The sequence below is a fragment of the Cellulomonas sp. URHB0016 genome (assembly GCF_054057935.1).
Genome location: NZ_JBSRZU010000001.1, coordinates 2,424,620 through 2,451,115, shown reverse-complemented (window position 1 = coordinate 2,451,115; position 26,496 = coordinate 2,424,620). Strand labels below are relative to the sequence as shown.

The window sequence follows — 26,496 nt, the reverse complement described above, 5'->3', positions numbered from 1 at the left end:
CATCTGAACCCCGACCGTCACCTATCAACTGAACCCAGACAGGCATGTGAGTGCGAGGGTGCAGCAGGCGGAGTCATGCCCCATGCCAGATCCCGTGACTGATCGGCGAGTCGGCTGTGACGCGCCGGTAGCGCAGAGACGGTTTCCCGAAGCAGCCATACCCCTCAGGTCAGCTCCGCTAGGGTCGTCCACGCCCACATGGGGCACATCATGACCGAATTGGAGAGCACCTTGCGAGTAAGTTCAATCGCCGCTGTCGTCGTTGCGGCAGTCACAGCCGCGACACTCACGGCTCTGCCCGCCAGCGCGTCCGGTCCGAGTGCAGGGGGTTCGATCACTTCACCGTCCGCTCCTGCGGAGGGCAACTACGAGGCAACGGACCCGAACGCCACTCCGGCATTCATCGCCAAGTGGGACCCGTACGTCACGCTCTCCGGAAACCGCTTCGTTATCGCTGCGCCGGATTCCGTCGTGATGGCGGACCCCGAGGGCTACGCACAGGCGGCGGACCTTGTTTCTAAGACCAACGCGAGCACCATCGTCAACCCGCTACGCAAGGCGACCTCCGGTAAGACGATCCTGGCGACCGGCTCACACGGCGGTGGCACGGTTCACTGGTGGGGCTACAGCCTCTGGCTGGACAACGTCGCCGTGACACGCCTCCAGGCCGCCCTGGCCGGCGGTGCGACCGCCGCTGGCACAGCCGCCCTGCTGACAAGCTGGACCGGAATCGGCGGCATGTCGGGTGGCGCAATCACGGCCGTGCTCGGCATCGGTGCCGGGGTGCTCACGGCGTGCAACTGGAACGGAAACGGGATCAACATTCACGCGGAGTGGTTGACGGTCTTCCCCGCGTCGTGGTGCTGGGCTCGATGAGCAAACGCGTCGCACGCATCATCCTGTGGATTGTCGCCCCGGCCACGCTCGTCGCCTCCGTGCTGACGCTCGTGTTCGCATGGGACGCTCGCCCGGTCGTTTTCGGGGCACTCATCTCCGCAGGCGCAGCGCTCGTCCTGTGGGGTCCGACGCGGACAGCGCCTTAACCTGCACGTAGACAAAGAACGGCCCTCCCCATTCGGGGGGCCGTTCTTTGTTTCTGGCGGTCCGTCTTTTAAAGACTTCTTTGTGTCGTCCTTTGTTTGATGGCGCCGTCTGCGGTTTTGGCCGGACGACGGGCCGGTGCACGCGTCGCGCTTTATCCAGGGACGAGTGCGCTAATGGTTTGGGTGAGGGCGTCAGCATGGGCGGCTTGTAGTTCTTGGCCGCGACGCGGGTTCTTTGCAAAGCCGATGGCTCGGAGTCCGGCGGCGTGGGCGACCTGGACATCCGATACGGCGTCGCCTATGAGGACCGTTTCGCCTGGAAGGGCGCCTGCAATCCGTAGTGCTTTCTGCACCATGTGGGAATTGGGCGTCATCAGGTCAGGTCGGTTCTCAGGTCTGCCGACGATGTCGCGGATGTGGCGCAGCAGGCCGAATCTGGCGAGGTAGGTCCGGGCAGCGCTCGCGGCGTTGTTCGTAACGATGACGACAGGCAAGCCCGCGTCATCGAGGGCGGCGATGAGTTCATGCGCTCCGGGTGTCGGCAGTGAGGTTCGAGCAGCCTCGACATCGGCGGCACTACAGGCAGCCTCGACGCCGGCAAGCGCGTGGGGTGCGTGGGTTCCGGCCCAACGGATGATCGCCAAGTGGTCCGACGTGGCGGCAACGTTCTCAGGCATGGCCCCGCGCAGGGCAAGTGCCTCGCGTGCTGCGTTGGCGGCGGCGAGGTTCAGCGGGGCTGGCATGAGCGGCGTCACTGGTCCGTCGAAGTCCAGCAGGACGGCGCGAGCTGACCAGAGGAGGGCGCGCGCCTCGTGGGGGATGACGGCAGCGCGCAACGGGTCCGCGCCCACTACTGGGCCGACGACGTCATCCGCACCGTCGCCGCGACCTACCCGGCACCGCCCGCTCTGCCGCTGCCCGACGACCCGGCCGCGCCCACCTCCGAGCCGGCCCCCGTCGAGGCTCCGCACGCCGCGCCCGGGGCGGGCTCGGACGCGCAGGGCGCGCGTCCGCCGTGCAAGCGCACACCACGCAAGACGACTGCTGCCGGTCAGGGTGCCGAGGTCGCCTGATGGGCGCGACCGGGGTGGCGCCAGGCGGGTTCTGGGGGCACTCCCCCGACGTCCCGCTCGACCTGGGCGACCGGGCCCCGGCCGCCGTCTCGACGATGGTCGGGCGGCTGGCGGACAAGTCCTGGACCGCGCTGGCCGACACCCTGACCGCCGTCGGGAACTGCTCGCGGCCGGTGCGGCTCGTTGGACGCGCCGACACCATCGACACGGGCACGGGTGAGGTCGTCGAGACGTTCCGGTCCGTCGACCAGCCGCTCGGGATGCTCTACAAGCCGTGCGGTAACCGCCGCGAGGAGGTGTGCGCGGCCTGCTCGCGTATCTACGCCCGCGACACCTTTGAGCTGATCTCGACGGGCCTGCATGGCGGCAAGGGCGTCCCCGAGGGCGTGCGCGGGGCCCCGCTGCTGTTCGTCACCCTCACCGCACCCTCCTTCGGACCCGTGCACTCGGTCCGCGACGGCAAGCAGCCATGCCGCCCACGTGCGCGCAGGGGTGTGTGGGAGCACGGGCGTGCGGGTACCTGCTGGGCACACCACGACCAGAACGACGCCGCCGTCGGAGCGCCGCTCTGCCCGGACTGCTACGACGTGCACTCGGCTGCGGTCTGGCAGTGGTTCGCGCCCGAGCTGTGGCGCCGGTTCACGATCGGGTTGCGCCGTCGCCTGGCCGCACACCTCGGCGTCCGTGCGGTCGACTTGGCCACACATGCGAGGGTGGAGTACGCGAAGGTTGCCGAGTTCCAAAGCCGCGGCCTGGTCCACTTCCACGCTCTCGTGCGGGTCGACGGCCCGGACGGCCCCGGCTCCCCGGCCCCAATCCCCGCGGCTGCGCTGGCCGACATCGTCGGCGAAGCGGCCAGCTCCGTCCGCTACACCGCCGACCCCGTCGACAGCGACGACGTCGTGCGGGTTCTGCGGTTTGGCGCCCAGACGGACGTGCGCGTCGTCCGCGAGGGCAGCGTGTCCGGACGCGACGTCACGGCCGAGCAGGTCGCGGCGTACTTGGCGAAGTACTCCACGAAATCCGCAGGCGCCGAGCCGAACCGCCCGCGCCCCCACCTGGCAGCGCTGTCCGGCGCATGCCGAACGCTGGCCGCTCGCGCGTTGGCGGACTGTTCGTTCGGTTGCGGGGAGCGGGTCGCAGACCGGCACCCGGTCACCTGCGGCGACTGCCGGGCCAACCCCTACGCCCTGCTCGGCCACTGGGCGCCCATGCTCGGGTTCCGCGGCCACTTCTCCACCAAGTCGCGGCGGTACTCGGTCACTCTCAGGGCGCTCCGCCGTGCCCGACGCCGGTTCCAGCGGCTTGCGGCCACCACGCACCGCAACAGCGGGGTGCTCGACACGGGCGATTTGGAGGCCCGGCTCATGGCCGACGCCGACGACCGGAGCACCCTCGTCGTCGGGTCCTGGACGTATCAGGGTTCCGGCTGGCCACGCGCCGGTGACAAGGCCCTCGCCGACGCCGCAGCCGCACGCGCCCGCGAGTACGCCCGGTGGCGAGCAGACCAACGAACGAACCGCCCGGCGCGATAGCCGGCCAAACCGCGACCCGAAGGGGGAAGGCATGACCAGGAAGGCAACACTCGCCGTCGTCGGCGAGATCGTCCTGGTGCTCTACCGGGTCGAGGAAGCGGCCCAGGCGCTACGGCTGTCGCGGTCGATCACCTACGAGCTGATCCGCTCGGGCCAACTGCGCACCGTCAAGATCGGGACACGTCGACTCGTGCCAGTGCAGGCCCTCGTCGAGTACGTCGCGTCGTTGGGCGTCGCATCGTGACCAGTACAGAACGCGAGCGTCGCGCCAAGGGGGAGCACACCGTGTTCTTCGACAAGGGGCGTGGCGTGTGGGTGGCGCAGGCCGACGTCGGGTTCAGTGCGCAAGGCAAGCGCATCCGGCCGAAGGCATCCGGGAAGACGAGCGAGGCCGCACTCGGGGCACTGCGCAAGCGAGTCCGCGAGTACGAAGCGGGCCTCGTGTTCGGGTGGGAGCGTGTCAGCGTGTCGCAGGTATCGAGCAGTGGCTCGAGCTCGGTCGGTCGACCGTTAGTGACAAGACGCGGGAGGGGAACTGGGACAGCTACCTGATCTACATCAAGCCGAAGCTCGGCGGACGACGCCTGAAAGACCTACGGCCCGACGAGGTCGACCGCTGGCTGCTCGACCTGACACCGTTCCTGTCGACGTCGAGCATCAAACAGGTGCGCTCGGTTCTGAGGCGTTCGATTGAGCGAGCGGTGCGTCGAGGCTTGGCCGAGCGCAATGTCGTCGACCTGTGCCCGCCGCCCAAGGGTCGTCCGGGTCGGCTGTCGAAGTCACTGACGCTCGAACAGGCTTCCGACGTGCTGGCCAAGACCGCGACCCACCACATGCACGTTTACATCGTTCTCTCGCTCCTGGTCGGAGTCCGCCCGGAGGAAGCCCGCGCCCTCGCCTGGGACCGCGTGCATCTCGATGTGCAGGGCACCATCCCCGCGCACATCGAGGTCTGGCGCTCAGTGCGGTTCGGTGGCGACACGAAGACACCCAGGTCCCGGCGGACGATCGCAATCTCGGGCTACGTCGCGGCCGTGCTCCAGCGGCACCGCGAACTGCAAGAAGAAGCGCGGACGGGTGCTAGGGACGGGTGGAAGGAGAACGGCCTGGTGTTCCCGTCCCAAGTCGGCAGCCTGCAGGACGCGCACAACGTCCGGCGCATGTTCCGCGACGCGCTCAAGCTCGTGCCGGGGATCATCCCCGAGGAATGGGCGCCACGGGACCTACGGCACTCGTTCGCGTCGATCCTGTCCCAGCACGGGCTCGTGATCGAGGAGATCTCACGACTCATGGGTCACTCCGGGACGGCCGTCACCGAGCTCGTCTACCGGCACGAGTTGCGCCCTGTCCTCCAGGCGGGAGCCGGCGTTATGGACGTCGTCTCTTCACAGCTAGGCACCGCTCAGCGTGACGACGATGACGTCCCGTAGGCTCCCCGATGGGCTCCCTCGCGGCTACGAAATGACAGGATCCACTGTCCCGATGCCGTATCGGTGCAGGTGGATCGTGGTGGAGCCAAGGGGACTCGAACCCCTAACCCCCTGCTTGCAAAGCAGGTGCGCTACCAATTGCGCCATGGCCCCCAGGTGCGGCGCACGGCACCGCAGCCGCCCCGCGCGGAGCTCACTCGAAGGTGTCGGTGACCTCTGCCCACAGGTCCCGCTCGTCGCGGTCCTGCACGACCTTCTGGTACACGACATAGCCGACGGCGGCGACCGCCACGAGGAGCAGGAGCTTCTTCATCGGGTTCCCCCACGGGTCGGGAGTGGGCCTAACAGGACTTGAACCTGTGACCTCTTCCTTATCAGGGAAGCGCTCTAACCGTCTGAGCTATAGGCCCGTTGCATCACTCGAAGGACCCGAGTGCGGCCGGACGAGACTACCCCAGGGCAGGCGCCGCGCCCAAACCGGTTGCGGTCACTCGTCCGTCATCGTGACATGCACACCGCCGACCAGCGCGGCGACGATGTTGTAGAGGAACGCGCCGATGGTCGACAGCGCCGTCAGCAGGAACACGTCGATGACGGCGATGAGCGTCGCGCCGGAGACGATCCGCTTGAACTCGACGTACTGCAGGATGTCGATCGGGCTCTCGGTGCCGACGATCTGCACCACCAGGTCGTTGACCTTGGTGAAGACGTGCAGGCCGTCCAGCGTCAACCACACGACCGCGGCTGCGACCACGATCATCACGCCGATCGCCACGGAGAGCAGGAACGACAGCTTCATCACGGACCACGGGTCGACCCGCGAGATGGCCAGCCGGACCCGGCGGGCGCCGCCGTTCGGGCCCGCGACGGTCGGGATGCGGCCCGTCGTGGTGCGAGGGACCGCGCCCGTGGCCGGCGCTGGACGCGCGGACGTCCGCGGGGGAGCTGCAGCGGAGGTCGCCGGAGTGGTCATGGTCGGGTCCTCGGTACGGGGTCGGGTGACCGCGGCGAACGCCGTGCTGGTGGCACCGGCAGCCTTCTTGAACCACACGGTCGCGGTGTCGACGGCGACCATGAGGGGCGACGGTTGCTCAGGGTCGTCACCCGTGGTCCCGGTCGTGCCGGGCGTGGACGACGTCGACGTGCGGTCGTCGCGGGTCGACGTCCGCGGCGGGTCGAACCCGGTGGTGGGCGGGCGTACCGGCGCTCGACCGTCGTCCGAGCGACCCTTCGTGCTCGCGCCGGAGGAGGCACCGCCCGACGTGAGACCGCCCGGCGACACGGAGCTCGAGGACGCGGAGCCGGACGACACGGAGCTCGACGACACCGAACTCGACGACACCGAGCTCGACGACGCGGGACCCGACGAGTCGGAGCCGGAGGGCGTGCCGTTCGGCGACGACGTGACCGTCCGGCCCGTGCTCGACTCCCCGCCGCGGGCGGCGGTCGACCGGCCGGCCGTCACCGGCGTCGTCGGGCGCTTGCGCGGCGGGATCGAGGGCGGGGTCGAGTCGGTCATGCGTCGTCCTCCGCAGTCGTGTCGGCGGCCTCGTCGGCCGGCGCGACGTCACCGGCGGTGGGCTCCGCGGCGTCCGACTCGTCCGGTCCTTGACCGTTCTCGCCGCCCACGGTACCCGAGGCGTCGTCGGCGAGGTGCCGCTCCGTGTTGCGCGCCACGGCGATGATCCTGTCGCCGGAGTCCGGCTTGGCGAAGATCACGCCCTGCGTCGTGCGGCCCGTGGCGTTGACCTCGGTGGTCGCGGAGCGCACGATCTTGCCGCGCTCCATGATGACGAGCACCTCGTCGTCGACGTCCGTGACCAAGGCCCCGACCAGGTCGCCGTTGGCCTCCGGCAGGTTCGCGACCTTGATGCCGAGGCCCCCACGCCCCTGCTGCCGGTAGTTCTCGACGGTGAGCGCGGTCCGCTTGGCGATGCCGCCCTGGGTCACCGTGAACAGGAACGCGTCCTCACGCACGACGTCCATCGCGAGCAGCTCGTCGTCCGCGCGGAACTTCATCCCCGTGACGCCGGACGTCGCGCGACCCATGGGCCGCAGTGACTCGTCCGACGCCGTGAACCGCACCGACTGGCCCTTGCGGGACACGAGGATCAGGTCCTGGTCGGAGTTCACCAGCCGTGCGCCGATCAGCTCGTCGGGCAGGCCGTGCTCGTCCTCGCGCAGGTTGATCGCGATCACGCCGCCCGAGCGGTTCGAGTCGTACTCGGCCAGCCTGGTCTTCTTGACCAGGCCGCGCTGCGTGGCGAGCACCAGGTGCTCGGCCTGCTCGTAGTCGCGGATGTCGAGCACCTGGGCGATCTTCTCGTCCGGCTGGAAGGCGAGCAGGTTCGCGACGTGCTGACCCTTCGCGTCGCGGCCGCCCTCGGGCAGCTCGTACGCCTTGGCCCGGTACACCCGGCCGAGGTTCGTGAAGAACAGCAGCCAGTGGTGGGTCGTCGTCACGAAGAAGTGGTCGACGAGGTCGTCCTCCCGCAGCTGGGTGCCGCGGACGCCCTTGCCGCCACGACGCTGCGCCCGGTAGTTGTCCGACCGGGTGCGCTTGGCGTAGCCGCCTCGGGTGATGGTGACGACCATCTCCTCCTCGGCGATGAGGTCCTCGATCGAGACCTCGCCGTCGAAGGGCAGGATCGTGGTGCGGCGTTCGTCGCCGTACTTGTCGACGATCTCCTTCAGCTCACCGCTGACGATGTCGCGCTGCCGCTGGTCGGACGCGAGGATCGAGTTGAACTCGACGATCTGGGTCTGCAGCTTGTCGTGGTTCTCGAGGATCTCCTGGCGCTGCAGCGCGGCCAGCCGGCGCAGCTGCAGGTTGAGGATCGCGTTCGCCTGCACCTCGTCGACATCGAGCAGCTCCATCAGGCCGGTGCGGGCCTCGTCGGCGTCGGGGGAGCGGCGGATCAGTGCGATGACCGCGTCCAGCGCGTCGAGCGCCTTGAGGTACCCGCGGTAGATGTGGATCTGCTCCTCGGCCTTGCGCAGCCGGTAGCGGGTCCGCCGCTGGATGACCTCGAGCTGGTGGGCGGTCCAGTGCCGCACGAACGCGTCGATCGACAGGGTGCGGGGGACACCGTCGACGAGCGCGAGCATGTTGGCGCCGAACGTGTCCTGCAGCTGGGTGTGCTTGTAGAGGTTGTTCAGCACGACCTTGGCGACGGCGTCGCGCTTGAGCACGATCACGAGGCGCTGACCGGTGCGGCCCGACGTCTCGTCGCGGATGTCGGCGATGCCGCTGACCCTGTTCTCGCGGACGAGGTCGGCGATCTTCTTCGCCAGCGTGTCCGGGTTCACCTGGTACGGCAGCTCGGTGACGACGAGGCAGATGCGGCCCTGGATCTCCTCGACCTGCACGACCGCGCGCATCGTGATCGAGCCGCGGCCCGTGCGGTACGCCTCGTCGATGCCGCGGTGCCCGAGGATCGTCGCGCCCGTCGGGAAGTCAGGGCCCTTGATCCGGGTGAGGAGGGCCGCGAGCAGCTCTTCCTTCGACGCCTCGGGGTGCTCCAGGTACCACTGGACGCCGTCGGCGACCTCGCGCAGGTTGTGCGGCGGGATGTTCGTCGCCATCCCGACCGCGATGCCCGCCGAGCCGTTGACCAGCAGGTTCGGGAACCGCGCCGGCAGCACGAGGGGCTCCTGCGTGCGGCCGTCGTAGTTGTCGCCGAAGTCGACCGTGTCCTCGTCGATGTCCCGCACCATCTCCATGGAGAGGGGGGCCATCTTGCACTCGGTGTACCGGGGGGCGGCGGCCGGGTCGTCGCCGGGGGAGCCGAAGTTGCCCTGGCCGGCGACCAGCGGGTACCGCAGCGACCAGTCCTGCACGAGGCGGACGAGGGCGTCGTAGATCGCCGTGTCGCCGTGCGGGTGGTACTTGCCCATGACGTCGCCGACCACGCGGCTGCACTTGGAGAACTGCCGGTCCGGCCGGTAGCCGCCGTCGTACATGGCGTACAGGACGCGGCGGTGCACCGGCTTGAGGCCGTCACGCACGTCCGGCAGGGCACGGCCGACGATGACGGACATCGCGTAGTCGAGGTACGACCGCTGCATCTCGAGCTGCAGGTCGACCTGGTCGATCCGGCCGTGCTCGATGCCGTCGTCGTTCGGGAGGTCGGTCACGTGGTTCCTTCTGTCGCCGTCGAGCTAGGGCTGTGCGTCTCCTCAGATGTCGAGGAAGCGCACGTCCTTCGCGTTGCGCTGGATGAACGAGCGACGCGACTCCACGTCCTCGCCCATGAGGACCGAGAAGATCTCGTCGGCGGCCGCTGCCTCGTCGAGCGTGACCTGCAGCAGCGTGCGGTGCTCGGGCGACATCGTGGTCTCCCACAGCTCCGAGTAGTCCATCTCGCCGAGACCCTTGTAGCGCTGGATCGCGTTCTCCTTGGGGAGCCGCTTGCCCGCGGCCTGCCCGTCGGCGATGTACGCGTCGCGCTCACGGTCCGAGTACACGTAGTCGTGGTCGGCGTTGCTCCACTTGATCCGGTACAGCGGGGGCTGCGCCAGGTACACGTGGCCCTGCGTGATGAGCTCCGGCATGTACCGGAACAGCAGGGTGAGCAGCAGGGTGCAGATGTGCTTGCCGTCGACGTCGGCGTCGGCCATCAGCACGATCTTGTGGTACCTCAGCTTCGCCAGCGTGAAGTCCTCACCGATGCCGGTGCCGAACGCCGTGATGAGCGCCTGCACCTCCTGGTTGCCCAGGGCGCGGTCGAGCCGGGCGCGCTCGACGTTGAGGATCTTCCCGCGGATCGGCAGGATCGCCTGGGTCCGCGGGTTGCGGCCACGCACCGCCGAGCCGCCGGCCGAGTCGCCCTCGACGATGAACACCTCGCACTCGGCGGGGTTGTTGCTCTGGCAGTCCTTGAGCTTGCCGGGCATGCCGCCCGACTCCAGCAGACCCTTGCGGCGGGTGGCCTCGCGCGCCTTCCGGGCCGCCATCCGGGCCTGCGCGGCCTGGAGCGACTTGCGGATGACGTCCCGCGCCTCGTTCGGGTGGGAGTCGAGCCAGTCACCGAGCTGCTCGTTGACGACCTTCTGCACGAAGCTCTTCGCCTCGGTGTTGCCGAGCTTCGTCTTCGTCTGGCCCTCGAACTGCGGCTCGCCGAGCTTGATGGAGATGACGGCCGTGAGGCCCTCGCGGATGTCGTCGCCCGTGAGGTTCTCGTCCTTCTCCTTGAGGATGCCCTTGTCGCGCGCGTACCGGTTGATCAGGCTCGTCATCGCGGCGCGGAAGCCCTCCTCGTGGGTGCCGCCCTCGGTCGTCGAGATGGTGTTGGCGAAGGTGTGCACCGACTCGGAGTACGCCGTGGTCCACTGCAGGGCGATCTCGACGGAGATGCGCCGCTCGGTGTCCTCGGACTCGACGTCGATGACCTCCGGGTGGATGACCTCCACCTTCTTGGCCGCGTTGAGGTGCTTGACGTAGTCGATGAGGCCGCCGTCGTACTTGTAGACGACCGTGCGGAACGGTGCCGGCTCGTCGGCCCCGGCCTCGTCCTCGCCCGACGCGGTGACCTCGTCCTCCGTGCCCGTGTGCGCGGGCCGCTCGTCGGTGAGCGTGATCTGCAGGCCCTTGTTGAGGAACGCGTACTGCTGGAAGCGCGACCGCAGCGTCTCGAAGTCGAACTCAACCGTCTCGAAGATCGACGGGTCCGGCCAGAAGGTCTGCGTGGTGCCCGTCTCGTCGGTCGGTCCGAGCTGCCGCAGGCCGCCGACCGGCTTGCCGCCGTCCTCGAAGTCCATCTCCCACGTGTAGCCGTCGCGCTTGACGATCGACTCCACGCGCGTGGACAGCGCGTTGACGACCGAGATGCCGACGCCGTGCAGACCACCCGACACTGCGTAGCCGCCGCCACCGAACTTGCCGCCCGCGTGCAGGATCGTCATGACGACCTCGAGGGTCGGCTTGCCCTCGGTGGGGTGGATCGCGACCGGGATGCCACGGCCGTTGTCCACCACGCTGACCCCGCCGTCGGCGCGCAGCACGACCTCGATGTGGTCGCAGTAGCCGGCGAGGGCCTCGTCGACGGAGTTGTCGACGACCTCGCTGACCAGGTGGTGGAGCCCACGTTCACCGGTGGACCCGATGTACATGCCGGGCCGCTTGCGCACGGCCTCCAGGCCCTCGAGGACCGTGATGTTGCTGGCGTCGTAGCCACCGTTGTTCGTGGCGCTGGTGGAAGGGGTCGTCTCGTCGGCGGAGCTGCTCTCGTCGGCCACGGGCGGTGGTACTCCTCAAGTTGTCACACGCGACGGAGGGCCCCGCTCGACCACTCGGAGGGCGGATCACTCCATGACGCTGGCGTTCTCGTGTCTAGACCGGCACAGACGCGCCAGGAATGACCTCCCTAGTCTACCTGCCGGACGGCCCCGAACCGGGTCTCTCCACCGGTTGCACCCGACACCGCCCTGCGGCTCACCCGTAGGTGTCCCGCACCCCTCGCCCCTGGACCTTCCTGCGGCCCTTGCCGAACCCCGGCCCCGACGGCCCGAGGACCTTCACCTCCGACACGACGCCCTCGCCCAGCTCCTCCGAGAAGCGCTGCAGCATCGTCGGCGCCGCCCACGCCAGGTGCGTCGCCCAGCTCGTCGAGCTCGCCTGCACCGTCAGCACGCCCGCCTCGAGCGACACGTACGCGCAGTGCTCCGCGACCTCGGCGCCCAGCAGCTCCGCCCACCGGTGCTGCAGCGTGCCCGACACCAGCCCCGTGCCCCAGCCGAACTGGCCGACCAGAGCGCCGAGGCTCGCGCCGACCACCTGCGGGTCGCGCGGCCCGGCGCCTGCGGTGCCAGACGTGTCGATCAGCGGGCGCCGCCGCGGGGCGTCCCCCGGACGCAGGCCCTTCGCCCGGGCCGCCTCCTTGGCCCGGTTCAGCGCGGCGGCCGCGACCTGGCGCTCCGGGACCAGGTCGACGACGTCGCGCAGGGGAGCGCCCTCGACCGGCCGGCGGCGGATCGGGGGGAGCAGGGCGTCGGAGCCGTCGTCCCACCCGTCCCGGCCCGGGTCCCGCTCAGAGGACACGGGCCACCTCGCCCGCCATCACGTCGACCCTGCCGCCGGCCAGCGGCTCCGGCACGTCCGCCGGGACCGCCGCGGTGATGAGCACCTGGCGTGCGGGCGCCACGAGCTCGGCGAGACGGTCGCGCCTGCGGGTGTCGAGCTCCGCGAACACGTCGTCGAGGATCAGTACCGGCTCACCGTCGGGTCCCCAGCCGGCCGCGGACGTGTCGTCGCTCAGGAGCACGTAGGACGCCAGCCGCAGCGCGAGCGCGTACGACCACGACTCACCGTGGCTCGCGTAGCCCTTCGCCGGCAGCCCGCCGAGCGTGAGGACCAGGTCGTCACGGTGCGGCCCGACGAGGCTCACCCCGCGCTCGATCTCCTTCGTCCGCAGCCGGCCCATCGCCTCGAGCAGCTGTGCCTCGACGAGCTCGACGCGGGCAGGAGCGGCCGCCGCTCCCTCGTCGAGCACCGCGTCCAGCGACGCCTTGTAGGTGATGACCGCCTCACCCTGACCCGAGCTCACCTGCTCGTACGCGCGCGCGACCCGCGGCGCCAGGTCGGTCACCAGGTCGCGGCGGGCGACCACCAGCTGCGCACCCGTCTGCGCGAGCTTGGTGTCCCACACGTCGAGCGTGCGCAGGTCGCCGCCGCCCCGGCCCCCGCGGATGGCGGCGCCGGCCGACTTCAGGAGCGCCGAGCGCTGCCGCAGGACCCGGTCGTAGTCGGCGACCACACCCGCGATGCGCGGAGTGATCTGCACCAGGAGGTCGTCGAGGAAACGGCGCCGGCCGTCCGGGTCGCCCTTGACGAGCGACAGGTCCTCCGGGGCGAACAGCACGGTCCGCAGGATGCCGAGCACGTCACGGGCGCGCCCGGGGGAGCCACCGTTGACGCGCGCGCGGTTCGCCTTGCCCGGTGTCACCTCGACCTCGACGAGGGTCGCGCGGGGGACGCCCGGGTCGAGCTCGCGGATCACCCGGGTGCGGACCACCGCCCTCGACGCACCGGCCCGGACCAGCGCCGCGTCGGACGGCACCCGGTGGCTGCCGAGCGTGGCGACGTAGCCGATGGCCTCGACGAGGTTCGTCTTGCCCTGCCCGTTGGGCCCGACGAGCGCCGTGACCCCGGGTTCGAGCGGCAGCTCGACCTGGGGGTACGACCGGAAGTCGGTGAGGGACAGGTGCGCGACGTACATCGGTCAGGCGGACGGAGGCACGGCCGCGCCCGGCACCGGGGTGGTGCTCGTGACGGGGCCGGTGGTCCCCGCCGGCTTCACGGCGTGACCGCCGAACTGCTGGCGGAGCGCGGCGACGGCCTTCATCGCCGGCGACTCCTCCTGGCGTGAGGCGAACCGCGCGAAGAGGGCGGCCGAGATCACCGGGGCGGGCACCGCCAGGTCGATGGCCTCGTCGACCGTCCAGCGCCCTTCGCCCGAGTCCTCGACCCAGTCGTCGATCGCGCCGAGGTCCGGGTCCTGCTCCAGCGCCTGCACGAGCAGCTCCAGGAGCCAGGACCGCACCACCGTGCCGCGGATCCAGGCCTTCATGGTCCCGTGCACGTCCGTGACCAGGTCCTTCGCGGCGAGGAGCTCGTAGCCCTCGGAGTACGACTGCATGAGGCCGTACTCGATGCCGTTGTGCACCATCTTGGCGAAGTGGCCCGCACCGACCGCACCGGCGTGGACGAACCCCTCCTCACGGGGGCCCTCGGGGCGGAGCGCGTCGAACACCGGCATGATGCGCTCGACGGTCGCGGCATCACCACCGACCATCAGCCCGTACCCGTTGTCCAGGCCCCACACGCCGCCCGAGACCCCCGCGTCGAGGAAGCCGATGCCGCGCTCGGCGAGCAGGTCGGCGTGCGGCTGGTCGTCCTGGTAGTACGAGTTGCCGCCGTCGATCACGACGTCGCCGGCGGACAGCAGGCCGGCCAGGTCGCGCACGACCGCGTCCGTGATCGCCCCCGACGGCACCATGACCCAGACCACCCGGTCGCCGGCCGGCAGCGCGTCGACGAGCGCCTCGAGCGACGGGACGTCCGTGACGTCGGGGTTCCGGTCGAAACCGGTGACCTCGACGCCGGCGGCGCGCATGCGCTGACGCATGTTGGCACCCATCTTGCCCAGACCCACCAGACCGATGTGCATGCCGTTCGCCTCTCCTCGATGACCGTCACCGTGGGGTGTCATGACACCCCACGGTCACTCTGCCCCAGCCACGGCCCGGCTGCACCGGCGCTCCGGGACGCGGCGAGAACCCGACGGGGGAGCAGTCGCAGCGCGCCCCGCCGGCCTCGTCAGCTGGCGAAACGGATGGGCACCAGCAGGTAGCGGTACTCCTGCTGGTCCTCGCCTTCGAGCGACCCCTGCCCCGTGAACTCGACGGGCTTGTTGGGGTGCGTGAACGACAGCCGCACGAAGGTCGTGTCCAGCGCGCTCAGGCCGTCCAGCAGGAACTGCGGGTTGAACGCCACCGAGATGTCGTCGCCCACCAGGGTCGCCTCGAGCGCCTCCGAGGCTTGCGCGTCGTCGCCCTGGCCGGCGTCGAGCACGACCTGCCCCTCGCTGAACGACAGGCGGATCGGGGTGTTCCGCTCCGCGACGAGGGCGACACGCTTGGCGGCGTCCGCCAGCGCCTGGGTGAGGACCACCGCGTGGATCGGCGTCTCGTCGGGGAACAGACGACGGACCGCGGGGTAGTCGCCGTCCACGAGCAGGCTCGTCGTCTGGCGGCCGCCCGCCTCGAAGCCGATCAGGTCGACGCCCGCGCCCGTCGAGAGCGCCACCGTCACCGACCCTGCGCTCCCCAGGGACTTGGCCGCGTCCGAGAGCGTCCGTGCCCTGACCAACGCGACCGTCGAGATGTCCGGGCTCGCCGGCTTCCAGGTCAGCTCGCGCAGCGCGAGCCGGTACCGGTCGGTGGCCAGCAGGGTGACCTTCTCGCCCTCGATCTCGACGCGGACGCCGGTGAGGAGCGGGAGCGTGTCGTCCCGGCTCGCCGCGACCGAGACCTGGGCGACCGCGTGCGTGAGCTCGTCACCGTCCACGGTGCCGGCCGTCGCGGGCATCGACGGGAGGTTCGGGTAGTCCTCGACGGGCATCGTGAGCAGCGTGAAACGGCTCGCGCCGCAGGTCACGATGACCTTGGTGCCCTCGAGCACCACGTCGACGGGCTTGGCGGGCAGGGCCCGCGAGATCTCCGCCAGGAGCCGGCCCGAGACGAGGACCGTGCCGGGCTCGCTCACGTCGGCGGGGATCTGCGAGCGGGCGCTGACCTCGTAGTCGAAGCTCGAGAGCTGGATGGTGCCGGTGGTGTCCGCCTCGATGCGGACACCGGCGAGCACCGGGACGGGCGGACGCGTGGGCAGGCTCCGCGCCGTCCACGTGACGGCGTCAGCGAGAACGTCACGTTCGACCCGGAACCTCATGCGTCACCTCTCGTCGTTCGGGCCTGTCCGACGGCTCCGGGCGCACGGATGCCGTGCGCTCGAACCGTGGCGATGGTTCGTCCTTCGCGACTTCGTCGTCGACCGGTGTCCGGGCGTCGGTCCGTCGGGGGACAGGCGTCAGGCGAACACTACGCGAGAGGCCCGACGCTGGGTACAGGCCTGCTCTGGTCCTGGGTTGTGCCGGCCGACGGCCGCTCGCCGGGCTCGGCCAGGTGCACAACGACGGTGTGTGGATCGACAGGAGAGAGAAGGTTCGTCGTCGTCATCGGGGTTGTGCATCGTGTGGATCACGATCGTCGCCGCAGGTCATGGGCCGATCAGCGTGTGGATGCACGGTGTGGGCGGACCGCTGCACATGGTGGACGACGGTGGACGCTCCGCGGAGGCCTCGCCGTCGTCCACCGTCCCCACCGCTGTGGTCCACATGGGGAGGGCGGTTCGTCCACCGTTGTCCACAGGTGTGTGCACAGGTGTGAACATTCGTCCCATGCATGTCTCACCTGGCTCCTGAACCTTGCGGTCAAGCGGATCGGAACGATTCGATGGTGAGAGTTGTCTCATCCGATTCGTCCGGCGGTGGCGTTGTCGGGACCCCGCGTTACCCGGACCGTGAGTGTCCGCGCAGGTCAGCGCGCTGTCGCACGGGCTTCGGCTGAGGGGACTCGGCGCTCCACCGAACGGGTGAATCCCGTCACAAGCATCCCCAGGCGCCTGTGGATACTGTGGATAACTCGTGGGGAGACATCCGGTCGGACAGGGATCGGTCCCCGGAAAACGGACGCCTCAGCCGCGGCTCTGCTGCTTGATCCGGTTGGTGAGCTCGGTGACCTGGTTGTAGATCGAGCGCCGCTCTGCCATGAGCTCGCGGATCTTGCGGTTGGCGTGCATCACGGTCGTGTGGTCGCGACCGCCGAACGCCTGGCCGATCTTCGGCAGCGACAGGTCCGTGAGCTCCCGGCACAGGTACATGGCGATCTGACGCGCCGTGACCAGCACGCGCGAGCGGCTCGAGCCGCACAGGTCCTCGATGCTGAGACCGAAGTAGGCCGCCGTCTGCCCGATGATCTGCGTCGCCGTGATCTCGGTCGTCTGGTCGTCGGTGATCAGGTCCTTGAGGACGATCTCGGCCAGCGAGAGGTCCACCTGCTGCCGGTTCAGGTTCGCGAAGGCGGTCACCCGGATCAAGGCGCCCTCGAGCTCGCGGATGTTGGTGGAGATCTTGCTCGCGATGTACTCGAGCACGTCCGGCGGCGCCTGGAGCTTCTCGCTGCCGGCCTTCTTGCGCAGGATCGCGATACGCGTCTCGAGGTCTGGCGGCTGGACGTCGGTGATGAGGCCCCACTCGAACCGGGACCGCATCCGGTCCTCGAAGCCGTTCAGCTGCTTGGGCGGGAGGTCGGACGTGATCACGACCTGCTTGTTGGCGTTGTGCAGGGTGTTGAACGTGTGGAAGAACTCCTCCATCGTCTGTTCCTTGCCCTGCAGGAACTGGATGTCGTCGATGAGGAGCACGTCGACCTCGCGGTAGCGGCGCTGGAACGCACCGGCCTTGCCCTCGGAGATCGAGTTGATGAAGTCGTTGGTGAACTCCTCCGAGTTCACGTACCGCACGCGGACGCTCGGGTAGAGGTTCTGCGCGTAGTGGCCGATGGCGTGCAGCAGGTGCGTCTTGCCCAGACCCGAGTCCCCGTAGATGAACAGCGGGTTGTACGCCTTGGCCGGCGCCTCGGCGACCGCCACGGCGGCCGCATGGGCGAACCGGTTCGAGCTGCCGATGACGAAGGTCTCGAAGAGGTACTTCGGGTTGAGCCGCGCCGGCTCCGCCTGCTGACGCCGCCCGGCACCGGGGCGGTCGCCGACCGCGGACAGCCGGCGGCTCGCCTCGAAGGTCCGGTCCCCGTCGTCGTCCGCGTCGTCGTCCGGGACGATCGTGAGCTCGGGGCGCTCGTTCGGCATCGACAGGTCGTACACGTCGGGCCGCTGGTCGACCTGGTTGGGAAGTCCACGGAGCGCTGGAGGTGCGTCCTCGACGATGTCCGGGTCCACCGTGATCGCGAACCGGGCCTCGCGCTCCAGCGCGTCGCTCAGCGCCTCCGTGACCTCGGACCGCACCCGGGTCTCGAGGTAGTCCTTGGTGAGGTCGTTGCCCACGGCAAGCAGCAGCGTGCCGTCGAGGAGGCCGAGTGGCCTGGCCAGCCGCACGAAAGCGATCTGGCGGGGGGTGATGTCAGGGCTTCCCTCAAGGGTCGACACCACGTGACCCCAGACACGGGCCAGCTCTTCGTCCTGTGACACGTCCTACCTCGGCTGTTCGGTCGCGTGGTGCTCGAGTCTCGCACGGCGGGAAGTTGTCCACACACTTGTCCACACCTGTGAGCGGCGGTTCGCCGCGTCGTGGCTGGCCACCGACGGTCTGTGTGGGGACGAGCGCTCTCCACGTTCCACAGATGTGGGCGGCGGGGACGACGACGGACGATGCTAGTCGTCGGCTCGGTCGGCGTGGAGGGCCCGAGGGGTGACGGGCTGACGCATTTGACCGGCTGCGGCGTGGCCGCGTACCGTGGTGCAGCCTTCCTGATGGCTCCTGCTGGCGCGCCCAGACGCCGCACGCATCGCTTGCGATTCCGGAGCAGTCGAGCTCGGCGACAGACCTGGCCCCGTGCGACACGCGCGAGGCCCAACCCGAAGTAGTTGGAGACTCTCGTGACCAAGCGCACGTTCCAGCCGAACAACCGGCGCCGCGCCAAGACGCACGGCTTCCGCCTGCGCATGCGCACCCGCGCGGGCCGCGCGATCCTCGCCGCGCGTCGCCGTAAGGGCCGCGCGGAGCTCTCGGCCTGACCGCACCGTCGGTGCTGCCCGCTGCGCACCGCATGCGCCGCGCTGCCGACTTCGAGCAGGCGGTGCGACGCGGTGCGCGCAGCGGACGGGACACCCTCGTGGTGCATCTGACGAACAGGACCGACCCCGGGGCTGCAGGCCCGGTGGTCGGTCTTGTCGTGTCCAAGGCGGTCGGCACGGCCGTGACACGCAACCTCGTCAAGCGACGGCTCCGGGCGCTGCTGCGCGAACGACTCGCCGTCCTCCCCGAGGACGCCGGGATCGTGGTGCGGGCGCTGCCACCCGCGGCGTCCCGTCCCTTCGCGCTGCTGGGTTCCGACCTCGACTCCGCGCTCGACGGCGCCCGTCGGCGGCACACGCGCCGATCGCAGGCCTAGTCCTCCCATGAATATCGGACGAGCGGCTCGGGCGATCGTGCGCCTGCCGGCGCAGGCGCTGCTGCTCCTGCTCCGTGGGTACCAGCGCTTCATCTCTCCGATGACCCCGCCGACCTGCCGGTTCTACCCGTCGTGCTCGCAGTACGCCGTCGTCGCCGTGACCCGTCATGGCGTGCTCTACGGCTCGTGGCTCGCCGCTCGACGACTGCTGCGCTGCCATCCCTGGAACCCGGGCGGCGTGGACGACGTTCCCCCTGCGCGGCCGCATCACCACTCGTACGGTCGCGTTGACGTGGCACCGTCAGCGCACTGATCAACGCCCCGATCCACCACAGAGGAGCTCTGCCACATGCAGTGGTTCGACGGTCTGCTCAAACCGATCATGGTTGTCGTCGCGGCGATCATGGTCTGGTTCCACCAGCTGCTCTCCGACGTGGGGCTCGACCCGGACGGCGGAGCCGCCTGGGCGCTGTCGATCGTCGGCCTGGTGATCGTCATCCGGATCCTTCTGATCCCGCTGTTCTTCAAGCAGATCAAGGCCTCGCGCGGCATGCAGATGCTCGCGCCCGAGATGCAGGCGATCCAGAAGAAGTACAAGGGGAAGAGCGACCCCGCGTCCCGTGAGGCCATGAGCCGCGAGACGATGGAGCTCTACCGCAAGCACGGGACCAACCCGTTCGCGTCCTGCCTGCCGATCCTGCTGCAGTCACCGATCTTCTTCGCGCTCTTCCGGGTGCTGAGCTCGGTCCCGTTGCTGGCCGCGGGTACGTATCACGGGGGCGACAACATCGGGCCGCTCACCCAGGAGCTGGCCGTGTCGTTCGACGACGCGACGATCTTCGGGGCTCCGCTGTCGGGGACGTTCATGCAGGCGAACGGGAACTGGCACATCCAGGTCGTGAGCGTCGTCCTCATCGTCGCCATGTCGGCGACGACGTTCCTCACGCAGCGACAGCTCACGATGAAGAACATGCCGCCCGCGGCGCTGCAGGGTCCCATGGCTCAGCAGCAGAAGGTGCTGCTCTACGTCCTGCCGCTGATCTTCGCGTTCTCCGGTGTCAACTTCCCGATCGGTGTCCTCATCTACTGGACCACGACCAACCTGTGGTCGATGGGCCAGCAGTTCTACACGATCCGCCGGATGCCCGCGCCGGGCTCGGAGGCCGAGAAGGCGCTTCTCGAGCGAAGGGCACGCAAGGCTGCCGCGCACGGGACGATCGCGGAGTCCGACGGAGCCGGTCCGCGTGCCGTGATCGTCGAGGACGCCCCGCGTCCAGGACAGCGCCAGCAGCCCAAGCGCAAGGACCGGAACAAGCCGCGGCCGGCAGGCGCCAGCCCGTCGTCCAACTCCGAGTCGTCTTCGCCCCGCCCCCCGGGGCCTGAGGACGACGGACCCGATGTTTCTGCCCCGTCGTCGAAGACGCCGACGAAGCCCAAGAAGTAAGTGCACGCGCAGCCCATGATCGGAGACTCCATGACCTCGATCTCGCCGGACGCCCCGGCCGAGTCCACCAGCACCAAGCGCCTCGAAGAAGAAGGCGAGATCGCGGCGGACTACCTCGAGGAGCTCCTCGACATCGCCGACCTCGACGGTGACATCGACATCGACATCGACCACGGACGTGCGGCCGTCGAGATCGTGTCGGAGGACCCCGCCGACCGATCGCTGCGTCGGCTCGCCGGGCGTGACGGGGAAGTGCTCGACGCGTTGCAGGAGCTCACGCGTCTCGCGGTGCAGACGAAGACGGGGGAGCGCAGTCGCCTCATGCTCGATGTCGCGGGCTACCGCGCCGCACGCCGGACCGAGCTCATCGCCGTCGCGGAGACGGCGATCGCGAAGGTTCGTGAGTCCGGAGCTCCTGTGGCCCTGGACCCGATGAACCCGTTCGAGCGGAAGGTCGTGCACGACACCGCCGCCGCAGCGGGACTCGTCAGCGACTCCGAAGGTGTGGAGCCGGCGCGGCACGTGGTGATCCGGCAGGGCTGACCGACTCCTGGATCGGACTCACGAAGGGCGGCGCACCGTGACGGTGTGCCGCCCTTCGCGTTGTGTTCCACGTGAAACGGGTGCGGCGTGGTGGCTGGCTGTGGCTGCTCGTGATGCAGCGCGGCCGACGCCGGTGCTGCGCGGGCGCGCCGAACCGTCGGCTCGTGGGCTTCCGTGGTGCTGCACGCCCGGTGCAGGTTCGCTTCGCCGGCACGGCCGTTGCCCGACGGCACATCGGTGCCGTGCCGTCACCGGAGGTTCGTGTCGGTGTTGGGGCTGAGAGTTCTGCCAGCAAGGCGGGCTCTACGTGGGTATGTGGCGGCGGTTGCCGCGAGCATCGTGCAGACCGGCGTGATCAGGAGCGGGCCTTGACGGTGTGGTGCGCTGGGCTGGCGGTGTCATGTGAGCGGTCGGGCGTGGGCAGAGCTTGCGAGGTGGCGGCGCCCCCTCGTCGGTCGGGTGACTGGCGGCGACTCTCCTGAGCCGGCTGGACTTCCAGGGCCGCCGAATAGAAGTTGCGGCACGGGCGCGGCATGTTCCACGTGAAACGGCCGACCCGTGAACGCCTTCCCGGTCCACAGCTCGTCTTGGGGTGATGCCAGGCTTCGGGCTCGGCCGGTTCGTGGTCTGGAACAGGCCGCCGTGTCGTGGACCGGTGGAGGAGCGGGTGCGCCCGGCGACCGTAGGCCGTCCGGCACGGTCGCTGCTGGCGGGTGGCGGTTCACCTGTTAGCTGGTGGCCGTGGACCCGGATCTCGGTTCGGTCCGTGTCCGGTGCAAGGAACGGCAGCTTCCGGGTTGTTTCCGTATCAGGAAGCCGAGCTCATCGCGTGTCGGAGCACGAGGGTCTTTCGCGGCTGGGGTACCGCCGGGCGGGCAGCCTCGGCGCTCCACGTGTCGGCACGGCATCTCGCGACCGAGCAGACGGTGTGGCTTGCGTCCGTGGTGAGGTGCGAGTGAGCGAGTAGGGGGGCGCGAACCATGTGCCAGCCGACGGGCCGGTGGTGGTCCGTTCAGAGCCGCCGGCGAGCGGGTCTGGGCGCCAGGGACGGCGTTCGCTCGACAGGCCCCCGGACCGTCGGCGCTCCGCAGTCTCAGGTACGAGCGTCCGTCACGGTCGGCGCCGATCGCCGTCGGAGGCTCCGGGTGCGAGTCACGCCGACGGGAGGCTCAACACAGACCGTCTGAGGGCATGCCCCGGTGAACTTCGAGATGGCGGTAGCTCCTCGGTCCCGCGCGGGTGCCGTTTCACGTGAAACCCTGCGGTCGGGTCGGTGACTGGTGATTCGGGGGCGCCCGGCGTTCCGCGGGGCGCAGCCGGGCATCGATGGCCCCTCAGCAACGGATGGGTCGCCCGTGTCGCCGTAACTAGGGTTCGGCCGAGACTGGCCGACGACGAGGCGGCGTGACGTATTGGTGTCCGCGTCGGCTCCTCGGCTGCGCGGTCTGACTCAGGTCAAGTGGGGTAGCGCCGTCCAGGGACGGGCTGCGGAAGGCGCCAGTGATCCGGTTCGCTACGGTGGCGGCCAACGGTCGGTCGACAGCTCGGTACGCGGGCTGACCGAGATCACCCCGGGGTACAGCCAGTGGGGCTTGAATCGCCACGGCGACGCGACGCGATCGTCGTGCGGGCGGGTCGGTCACGACGCTGAGTGCGGCGGTCCGTCTGTTTCACGTGAAACCCCTTTGAGGGTCGTGCGACGTGGGCCTGTCCGGCGCGATGGGTCTAGGACGTGTCTCCTTAGCGTCGCGCGAGCGGCGCGTGCGGATCGGGCGGTGCCCGAGGCGGCGCCTCATGCACGAGGATGTGCCCATGAAGCAGCGTCTGCGCGCCGAACGGGCGCTCGGGACTTCGGGCGTCTTGGGACTGTGGGTCGGTGGCGGTCTACTCACAATCGGACTCTTCAACACCTGTCTCCTCGTTGCCGGTGTCATATGCGGCGCAGCCGGTGCCGGACTCCTCGTTGCGGAGCGCCGGGTAGCCAACGCGAACATGCGTGCTCGTCTCGAGCGGAACGGACAGTCGCGCTGAGCGCGCCGGCCAGGGGGCGCCTCCCCGAGCGAGCGCGTGGATGTCGGTGATGCTGGCGGGTTGTCTCGTCGAGCCGTGTTGAACGGTGCCCAGTGGGAGCGGCGCGCGCCGCTGTTGCCTTCCAGTACGGGTCGTCAGGGGTGCCCGTTCGGTGATCATCGCCAGGCCGTGGAGGGCATCGTCTACCGGTACCGAACAGGGGTCGCGTGGCGGGATCTGCCGGCCGGGTCTCGCTCCTGGCAGACGGTGTGGAAGCGCGGCAAGCGGTTCAGCAGCGACGGGACATGGGACAACGTGCTGACCCAGCTGCTCGTTCAGGCGGACGCGGCCGGGCAGATCGACCGGGCGGTGTCCATCGACTCCACGATCAACCGCACCCGTCAGCACGCTGCGACCCTCCCGCGCACCACAGGGGGCGGGGTCGAATCACATGAATCAGGGAGCGGAGCCGGCTGACCACGCGATCGGCCGCTCTCGCTGCGGCCTGTCCACCAAGATCCACCATGCGGTGGACGGCAAGGGTCGACCACTGGTGGTGCTGGTCGGTCCAAGCCAGGGACGTGACGCCCCTCTGTGCCTGCCGGTCCTGGACTCGATCCGCGTGCTGCGGCCGGGTGCTGCCCGGCCGCGCACCCGTCCGGACTCCGTCCTTGCGGACAGGGCGTACTCGTCGCGGGTCATCCGCGCCGAGTGCGCCGCCGTGGGATCGTCGCGGTCATCCCCGAACCACGAGACCAGCAAGGCCACCGCCAGCGGCGCGGTTCACGGGGCGGTAGACCTGTGACCTATGACGCCATGGCCTACCGCGGCCGCAACGTCGTCGAACGATCCTTCAACGCGCTCGAGCATTGGCGCGCCCTGGCCACCCGGTACGACAAGCTCGCCACGGTCTATCGCGGCGGCGCGGTGCTGGCTGCGATCCTCGCCTGGCTACGCCCGACATAGGGAACACGTCCTAGGTCCATGCGCGGCCGTGGTCTACAGCCCGCCCCAACGACGGAATGGGAGCACCCGCGCGCGCCCCCATTCGTGCGCGGGTTGGTCTATCCAGCGCCGCATCCCTGGGCGCACGGCGCCGTTCGGGCGGATCGGGCTCGAGGGGGGCGGAGAGGCTCGGGTGCGCGCCGCGGGCCTCAGCAGGACTGCCCCACAGCCGTCCATGCCCCAGATCGAGTCTTGAAGATCCGTCCAGGCCTGAGCCCGCTGCAGCGACCTCCGGGCATGCCCCGTGGGGAATGCATTACGCCGGAGCGCCGGGGCCCGAGCAGAGGCCGAGGGTCCAGCCCCGCGTTGAACCCCGTGCCCGGTCTTCGCTTCGACGGATGCCGAATGCCCGGGTCGGGTTGCGTGCCACCGTTCTTGTGCCCCTCACGGGTCGCACGCTCCCGTGAAGACAGCAGTGAATCGAACGGCCGCCCACGGTTGGGGCGTGGTGGGCCGGCGCGCCGTGACGCCGTCCTGATGGACCGCTGTTCCACGTGAAACGGCCGTACGTCCAACTCGGCTCGGCGACGGCTCGGCGGTGTTCACAGTGCGATGTCGTGACGCCGGCGGGCCGACCACACGCACGCCGAGCGGATGCACCGCTGTTCCACGTGAAACGCTGGCGTATTCAACTGCGTTCGCCAGAACCGCCCGGGGTAGCGCGGGCGTGCCGCCGCGGGCGTGCACGAACCGTGGGCCGACGACGGGCGCGCCCAGACCGATGGACCACGTGTCCCGCGCGACGCAGCGGTGCATCGAACCAAGTCGGCAACAACCGGCCGGACCGAGCTCGCCGGTGCCAGCGCTTGGCCGTGGCGGGCACCGGCGGGTCGAGGGCAGGCGTGTTCAGACCGAGGCAGACCCGCTGTTCCACGCCCAACAGCAGTGCATCCAGCCCGGTGCGCTGGCGCTGGCCGTGCCGTAGCCAGGCGTGCTAGCGGTATCGGCGGGCCGACGACAGGCGCGCGGAACTCGCCTGTCCGCGCCGGCCCGCATTTGCGGGTAGCGATGTCCATAGGGGCAATTGCCGATGCCGGTACCAGGGCTTGGCAAATCAATCCGCCCCGTTCGTCGTGACAGGCGCCAGAGCACCAGCAGCCACGAGGTGACGCGGTGTCCCGCACCTGATGACGCTTCTGAGACAGTCGTGGCCAGATCGGGGTCGCCTCGTCCGTCCTGGTGGAGCTGCCGAGGACTGCGCCTTGATGGTCGCGGCGGAGTGAGCATCACCGCGACGCCGGCAGCGCGAAGTACCGCCCGGACTCTAGGCGCCGAGGCAGGCGGGCTGGGGAGTGCAATGGGACGCCCAGCATGAAGCTCGGGACGTCGCACGCGCGCGTTGATGTCGTGCGTGCGTAGAACTGCGAAGAACCGGAACGCCTCGGCAAGTTGAAAGACAGCGGCGACCTGTCGGGCGCAAGGACAAGGCGTCCGGCTACCGCCATGGTGGTCGGTTCGCATCCACACCCGCCGCGTCGAAGAAAGCTCTTGGGAAGGCGGTGTCGGCGTCGCAGGTGGCGTCCGCGCCCACGTCCGCGTGGAGGAGGTCTCGCAGCGCGACCGAAGTCGGGCGCGCCATGTCGCTCCCATCCCGGAGCCTCCGTGCGCGGCGCCGGATCCCGTTGCTGCTCCGACACGGCACCGGCGAGCCGGGAACCGATCGTGTGCGGCACCTGCCGTGCGAAGCGCCCGGTCTTCGTCGGCGCGTCGTCTCGCCGCTGTGTGCCGACGGGCAAGCCAGTCGGGGAGGCACGGTACGGTGGGGCGTCGCGCCGACCGGTGGATTGAACCCTGGGAGAGTGCGCGATCGTCACGCAGCCACGTCTTTGCAGGAAAGCGCGGTCGACGACCGGTTTCACGTGAAACGACAGGGGACAACTGTGGCAGAGGGTGACAGGGAGCCGATCGCAGACCCCGACCCTCTCGACGGCGATCCGCGCGTCGCGTCCTACTTCGGGGCTGCGTATCCGGTTGTGAAGGGCTTCCGTGACCTCCTTGTCCGTGACGGGGTGTTGCGCGGCCTCGTTGGACCGCGTGAGGTTCCGCGTCTATGGAGCCGGCACATCTTGAACTCCGCGGCCGTCGTGCCGTTCCTTCCGACGACCGGGCGGATCATCGATCTCGGCAGCGGGGCGGGACTCCCCGGCATCGTCGTCGCCGCCATGCGCCCTGAAGCTGAGGTCGTGCTCCTGGAGCCGATGGAACGGCGAACGGACTGGTTGACGGAAGTCGCGCACGAGCTGGGATTACGTAACGTCACCGTCCGACGGGGCCGCGCACAGGATGTCGAGGGCGACCTGGTCGCCGATGTGGTGACGGCCCGCGCGGTCGCCTCGCTGGACAAGCTGTATCGATGGGCGTTCCCACTGCTTCGTCCGGGCGGCACGCTCGTTGCGCTCAAGGGCGGAAAGGCAGAAGACGAGGTCAAGGCGGCGCGGCACGTCGGGCGAAAGCTCGGGGCCGGGCAGGCTGAGGTCATTGCCGCCCACACGATCGAGGGTGTGGAAGAGACTCGCGTTGTCCGTGTCGTTCTGGAGGCTGTGACGAGTGTTCGGTAGGAAGAAGCGTCGCGCGAATCCCATCCCTTCCACCACGCCTGAGCCACCACCTCTCAACGGCTCAAGCCCGACATCCACGACGGAACACGTTCCGGCACAGGGCTGGGAACGGTCGACACCCGGCTCGGGACCGACTGATGCGCGGCCCGGCGCCCTTCAGGCCGACGGT

The 26,496-nt window shown here is 69.6% G+C and carries 21 protein-coding genes, 2 tRNA genes and 1 pseudogene; 12 read left to right on the top strand and 12 right to left on the bottom strand.

The features are described 5' to 3' along the window. The first annotated feature begins 210 nt into the window (after nucleotides 1-210). Nucleotides 211-876, top strand: a complete 666-nt coding sequence (locus ACVW07_RS11335; protein ID WP_456819347.1) for a hypothetical protein — start codon at nucleotides 211-213, stop codon at nucleotides 874-876. Between the two features lie 319 nt (nucleotides 877-1,195). On the opposite strand, the gene ACVW07_RS11330 is transcribed toward ACVW07_RS11335, so the two are convergent. Further along, on the bottom strand, nucleotides 1,196-1,894 hold the full coding sequence (locus ACVW07_RS11330) for an HAD family hydrolase (RefSeq protein ID WP_456819346.1): 699 nt from the start codon (nucleotides 1,892-1,894) through the stop codon (nucleotides 1,196-1,198). Between ACVW07_RS11330 and ACVW07_RS11325 the strand changes: the two genes are divergently transcribed. From ACVW07_RS11325 to ACVW07_RS11310, 4 genes are all read left to right on the top strand, one after another. Beyond that, on the top strand, nucleotides 1,856-2,116 hold the full coding sequence (locus tag ACVW07_RS11325) for a hypothetical protein (RefSeq protein ID WP_456819345.1): 261 nt from the start codon (nucleotides 1,856-1,858) through the stop codon (nucleotides 2,114-2,116). The two genes, ACVW07_RS11330 and ACVW07_RS11325, sit on opposite strands and share 39 nt — an antisense overlap. Further along, a complete protein-coding gene (locus tag ACVW07_RS11320) occupies nucleotides 2,116-3,651 on the top strand; it encodes a replication initiator (RefSeq protein WP_456819344.1) in 1,536 nt (511 codons plus the stop codon). The genes ACVW07_RS11325 and ACVW07_RS11320 overlap by 1 nt, the downstream gene beginning before the upstream one ends. A 31-nt stretch (nucleotides 3,652-3,682) precedes the next feature. After that, a complete protein-coding gene (locus tag ACVW07_RS11315; RefSeq protein WP_456819343.1) occupies nucleotides 3,683-3,895 on the top strand; it encodes a helix-turn-helix domain-containing protein in 213 nt (70 codons plus the stop codon). 205 nt (nucleotides 3,896-4,100) lie between these two features. Continuing rightward, on the top strand, nucleotides 4,101-5,081 hold the full coding sequence (locus ACVW07_RS11310; protein WP_456819342.1) for a site-specific integrase: 981 nt from the start codon (nucleotides 4,101-4,103) through the stop codon (nucleotides 5,079-5,081). Between the two features lie 77 nt (nucleotides 5,082-5,158). On the opposite strand, the gene ACVW07_RS11305 is transcribed toward ACVW07_RS11310, so the two are convergent. The 11 genes from ACVW07_RS11305 to dnaA form a co-directional block, all read right to left on the bottom strand. Continuing rightward, nucleotides 5,159-5,234 (bottom strand) — tRNA-Ala (locus ACVW07_RS11305). Between the two features lie 40 nt (nucleotides 5,235-5,274). After that, nucleotides 5,275-5,394: a DLW-39 family protein gene (locus tag ACVW07_RS11300; protein ID WP_291890290.1), complete on the bottom strand. Its 120-nt coding sequence runs from the start codon at nucleotides 5,392-5,394 to the stop codon at nucleotides 5,275-5,277. A 23-nt stretch (nucleotides 5,395-5,417) separates the two neighbouring features. Continuing rightward, a tRNA-Ile gene (locus tag ACVW07_RS11295) sits at nucleotides 5,418-5,491 on the bottom strand. Nucleotides 5,492-5,568: 77 nt separating this feature from the next. After that, nucleotides 5,569-6,600: a DUF3566 domain-containing protein gene (locus tag ACVW07_RS11290; RefSeq protein WP_456819341.1), complete on the bottom strand. Its 1,032-nt coding sequence runs from the start codon at nucleotides 6,598-6,600 to the stop codon at nucleotides 5,569-5,571. Continuing rightward, entirely contained in the window at nucleotides 6,597-9,218 is a 2,622-nt protein-coding gene (gyrA, locus tag ACVW07_RS11285) for a DNA gyrase subunit A (protein WP_456819340.1), read from the bottom strand. The genes ACVW07_RS11290 and gyrA overlap by 4 nt, the downstream gene beginning before the upstream one ends. A 42-nt stretch (nucleotides 9,219-9,260) precedes the next feature. Beyond that, the gene (gene gyrB, locus ACVW07_RS11280) at nucleotides 9,261-11,318 is read right to left on the bottom strand and encodes a DNA topoisomerase (ATP-hydrolyzing) subunit B (RefSeq protein ID WP_456819339.1); all 2,058 of its coding nucleotides are present in this window, start codon (nucleotides 11,316-11,318) and stop codon (nucleotides 9,261-9,263) included. 196 nt (nucleotides 11,319-11,514) lie between these two features. Next, nucleotides 11,515-12,120: a DUF721 domain-containing protein gene (locus ACVW07_RS11275; protein WP_456819338.1), complete on the bottom strand. Its 606-nt coding sequence runs from the start codon at nucleotides 12,118-12,120 to the stop codon at nucleotides 11,515-11,517. Next, complete coding sequence (recF, locus tag ACVW07_RS11270) at nucleotides 12,110-13,297, bottom strand: DNA replication/repair protein RecF (RefSeq protein WP_456819337.1); 1,188 nt, start codon at nucleotides 13,295-13,297, stop codon at nucleotides 12,110-12,112. Before recF ends, ACVW07_RS11275 begins: the two co-directional genes overlap by 11 nt. A 3-nt stretch (nucleotides 13,298-13,300) precedes the next feature. Further along, the gene (gnd, locus tag ACVW07_RS11265) at nucleotides 13,301-14,248 is read right to left on the bottom strand and encodes a phosphogluconate dehydrogenase (NAD(+)-dependent, decarboxylating) (RefSeq protein WP_456819336.1); all 948 of its coding nucleotides are present in this window, start codon (nucleotides 14,246-14,248) and stop codon (nucleotides 13,301-13,303) included. Nucleotides 14,249-14,397: 149 nt separating this feature from the next. Continuing rightward, on the bottom strand, nucleotides 14,398-15,528 hold the full coding sequence (gene dnaN, locus ACVW07_RS11260; RefSeq protein ID WP_456819335.1) for a DNA polymerase III subunit beta: 1,131 nt from the start codon (nucleotides 15,526-15,528) through the stop codon (nucleotides 14,398-14,400). Between the two features lie 804 nt (nucleotides 15,529-16,332). Beyond that, entirely contained in the window at nucleotides 16,333-17,844 is a 1,512-nt protein-coding gene (dnaA, locus tag ACVW07_RS11255) for a chromosomal replication initiator protein DnaA (RefSeq protein ID WP_456819334.1), read from the bottom strand. Between the two features lie 408 nt (nucleotides 17,845-18,252). Here dnaA and rpmH point away from each other — a divergent pair, with 408 nt between their 5' ends. The 7 genes and pseudogenes from rpmH (at nucleotide 18,253) to rsmG (ending at nucleotide 26,327) form a co-directional block, all read left to right on the top strand. Beyond that, a complete protein-coding gene (gene rpmH, locus ACVW07_RS11250; protein ID WP_043601468.1) occupies nucleotides 18,253-18,390 on the top strand; it encodes a 50S ribosomal protein L34 in 138 nt (45 codons plus the stop codon). A gap of 11 nt (nucleotides 18,391-18,401) precedes the next feature. Then, complete coding sequence (gene rnpA / locus ACVW07_RS11245; RefSeq protein ID WP_456819333.1) at nucleotides 18,402-18,767, top strand: ribonuclease P protein component; 366 nt, start codon at nucleotides 18,402-18,404, stop codon at nucleotides 18,765-18,767. Nucleotides 18,768-18,774: 7 nt separating this feature from the next. Then, nucleotides 18,775-19,080 carry a membrane protein insertion efficiency factor YidD gene (yidD, locus tag ACVW07_RS11240; RefSeq protein ID WP_456819332.1) on the top strand — a complete coding sequence of 102 codons (306 nt, stop codon included), beginning with the start codon at nucleotides 18,775-18,777 and terminating at the stop codon, nucleotides 19,078-19,080. A gap of 36 nt (nucleotides 19,081-19,116) precedes the next feature. Further along, a complete protein-coding gene (gene yidC / locus ACVW07_RS11235; protein ID WP_456819331.1) occupies nucleotides 19,117-20,211 on the top strand; it encodes a membrane protein insertase YidC in 1,095 nt (364 codons plus the stop codon). 30 nt (nucleotides 20,212-20,241) lie between these two features. Beyond that, entirely contained in the window at nucleotides 20,242-20,754 is a 513-nt protein-coding gene (locus ACVW07_RS11230; RefSeq protein ID WP_456819330.1) for a Jag family protein, read from the top strand. Nucleotides 20,755-22,845: 2,091 nt separating this feature from the next. Further along, nucleotides 22,846-23,730: pseudogene (locus ACVW07_RS11225) on the top strand (IS5 family transposase). Between the two features lie 1,838 nt (nucleotides 23,731-25,568). After that, entirely contained in the window at nucleotides 25,569-26,327 is a 759-nt protein-coding gene (gene rsmG, locus ACVW07_RS11220; protein WP_456819329.1) for a 16S rRNA (guanine(527)-N(7))-methyltransferase RsmG, read from the top strand. The last annotated feature ends 169 nt before the right edge of the window (nucleotides 26,328-26,496 follow it).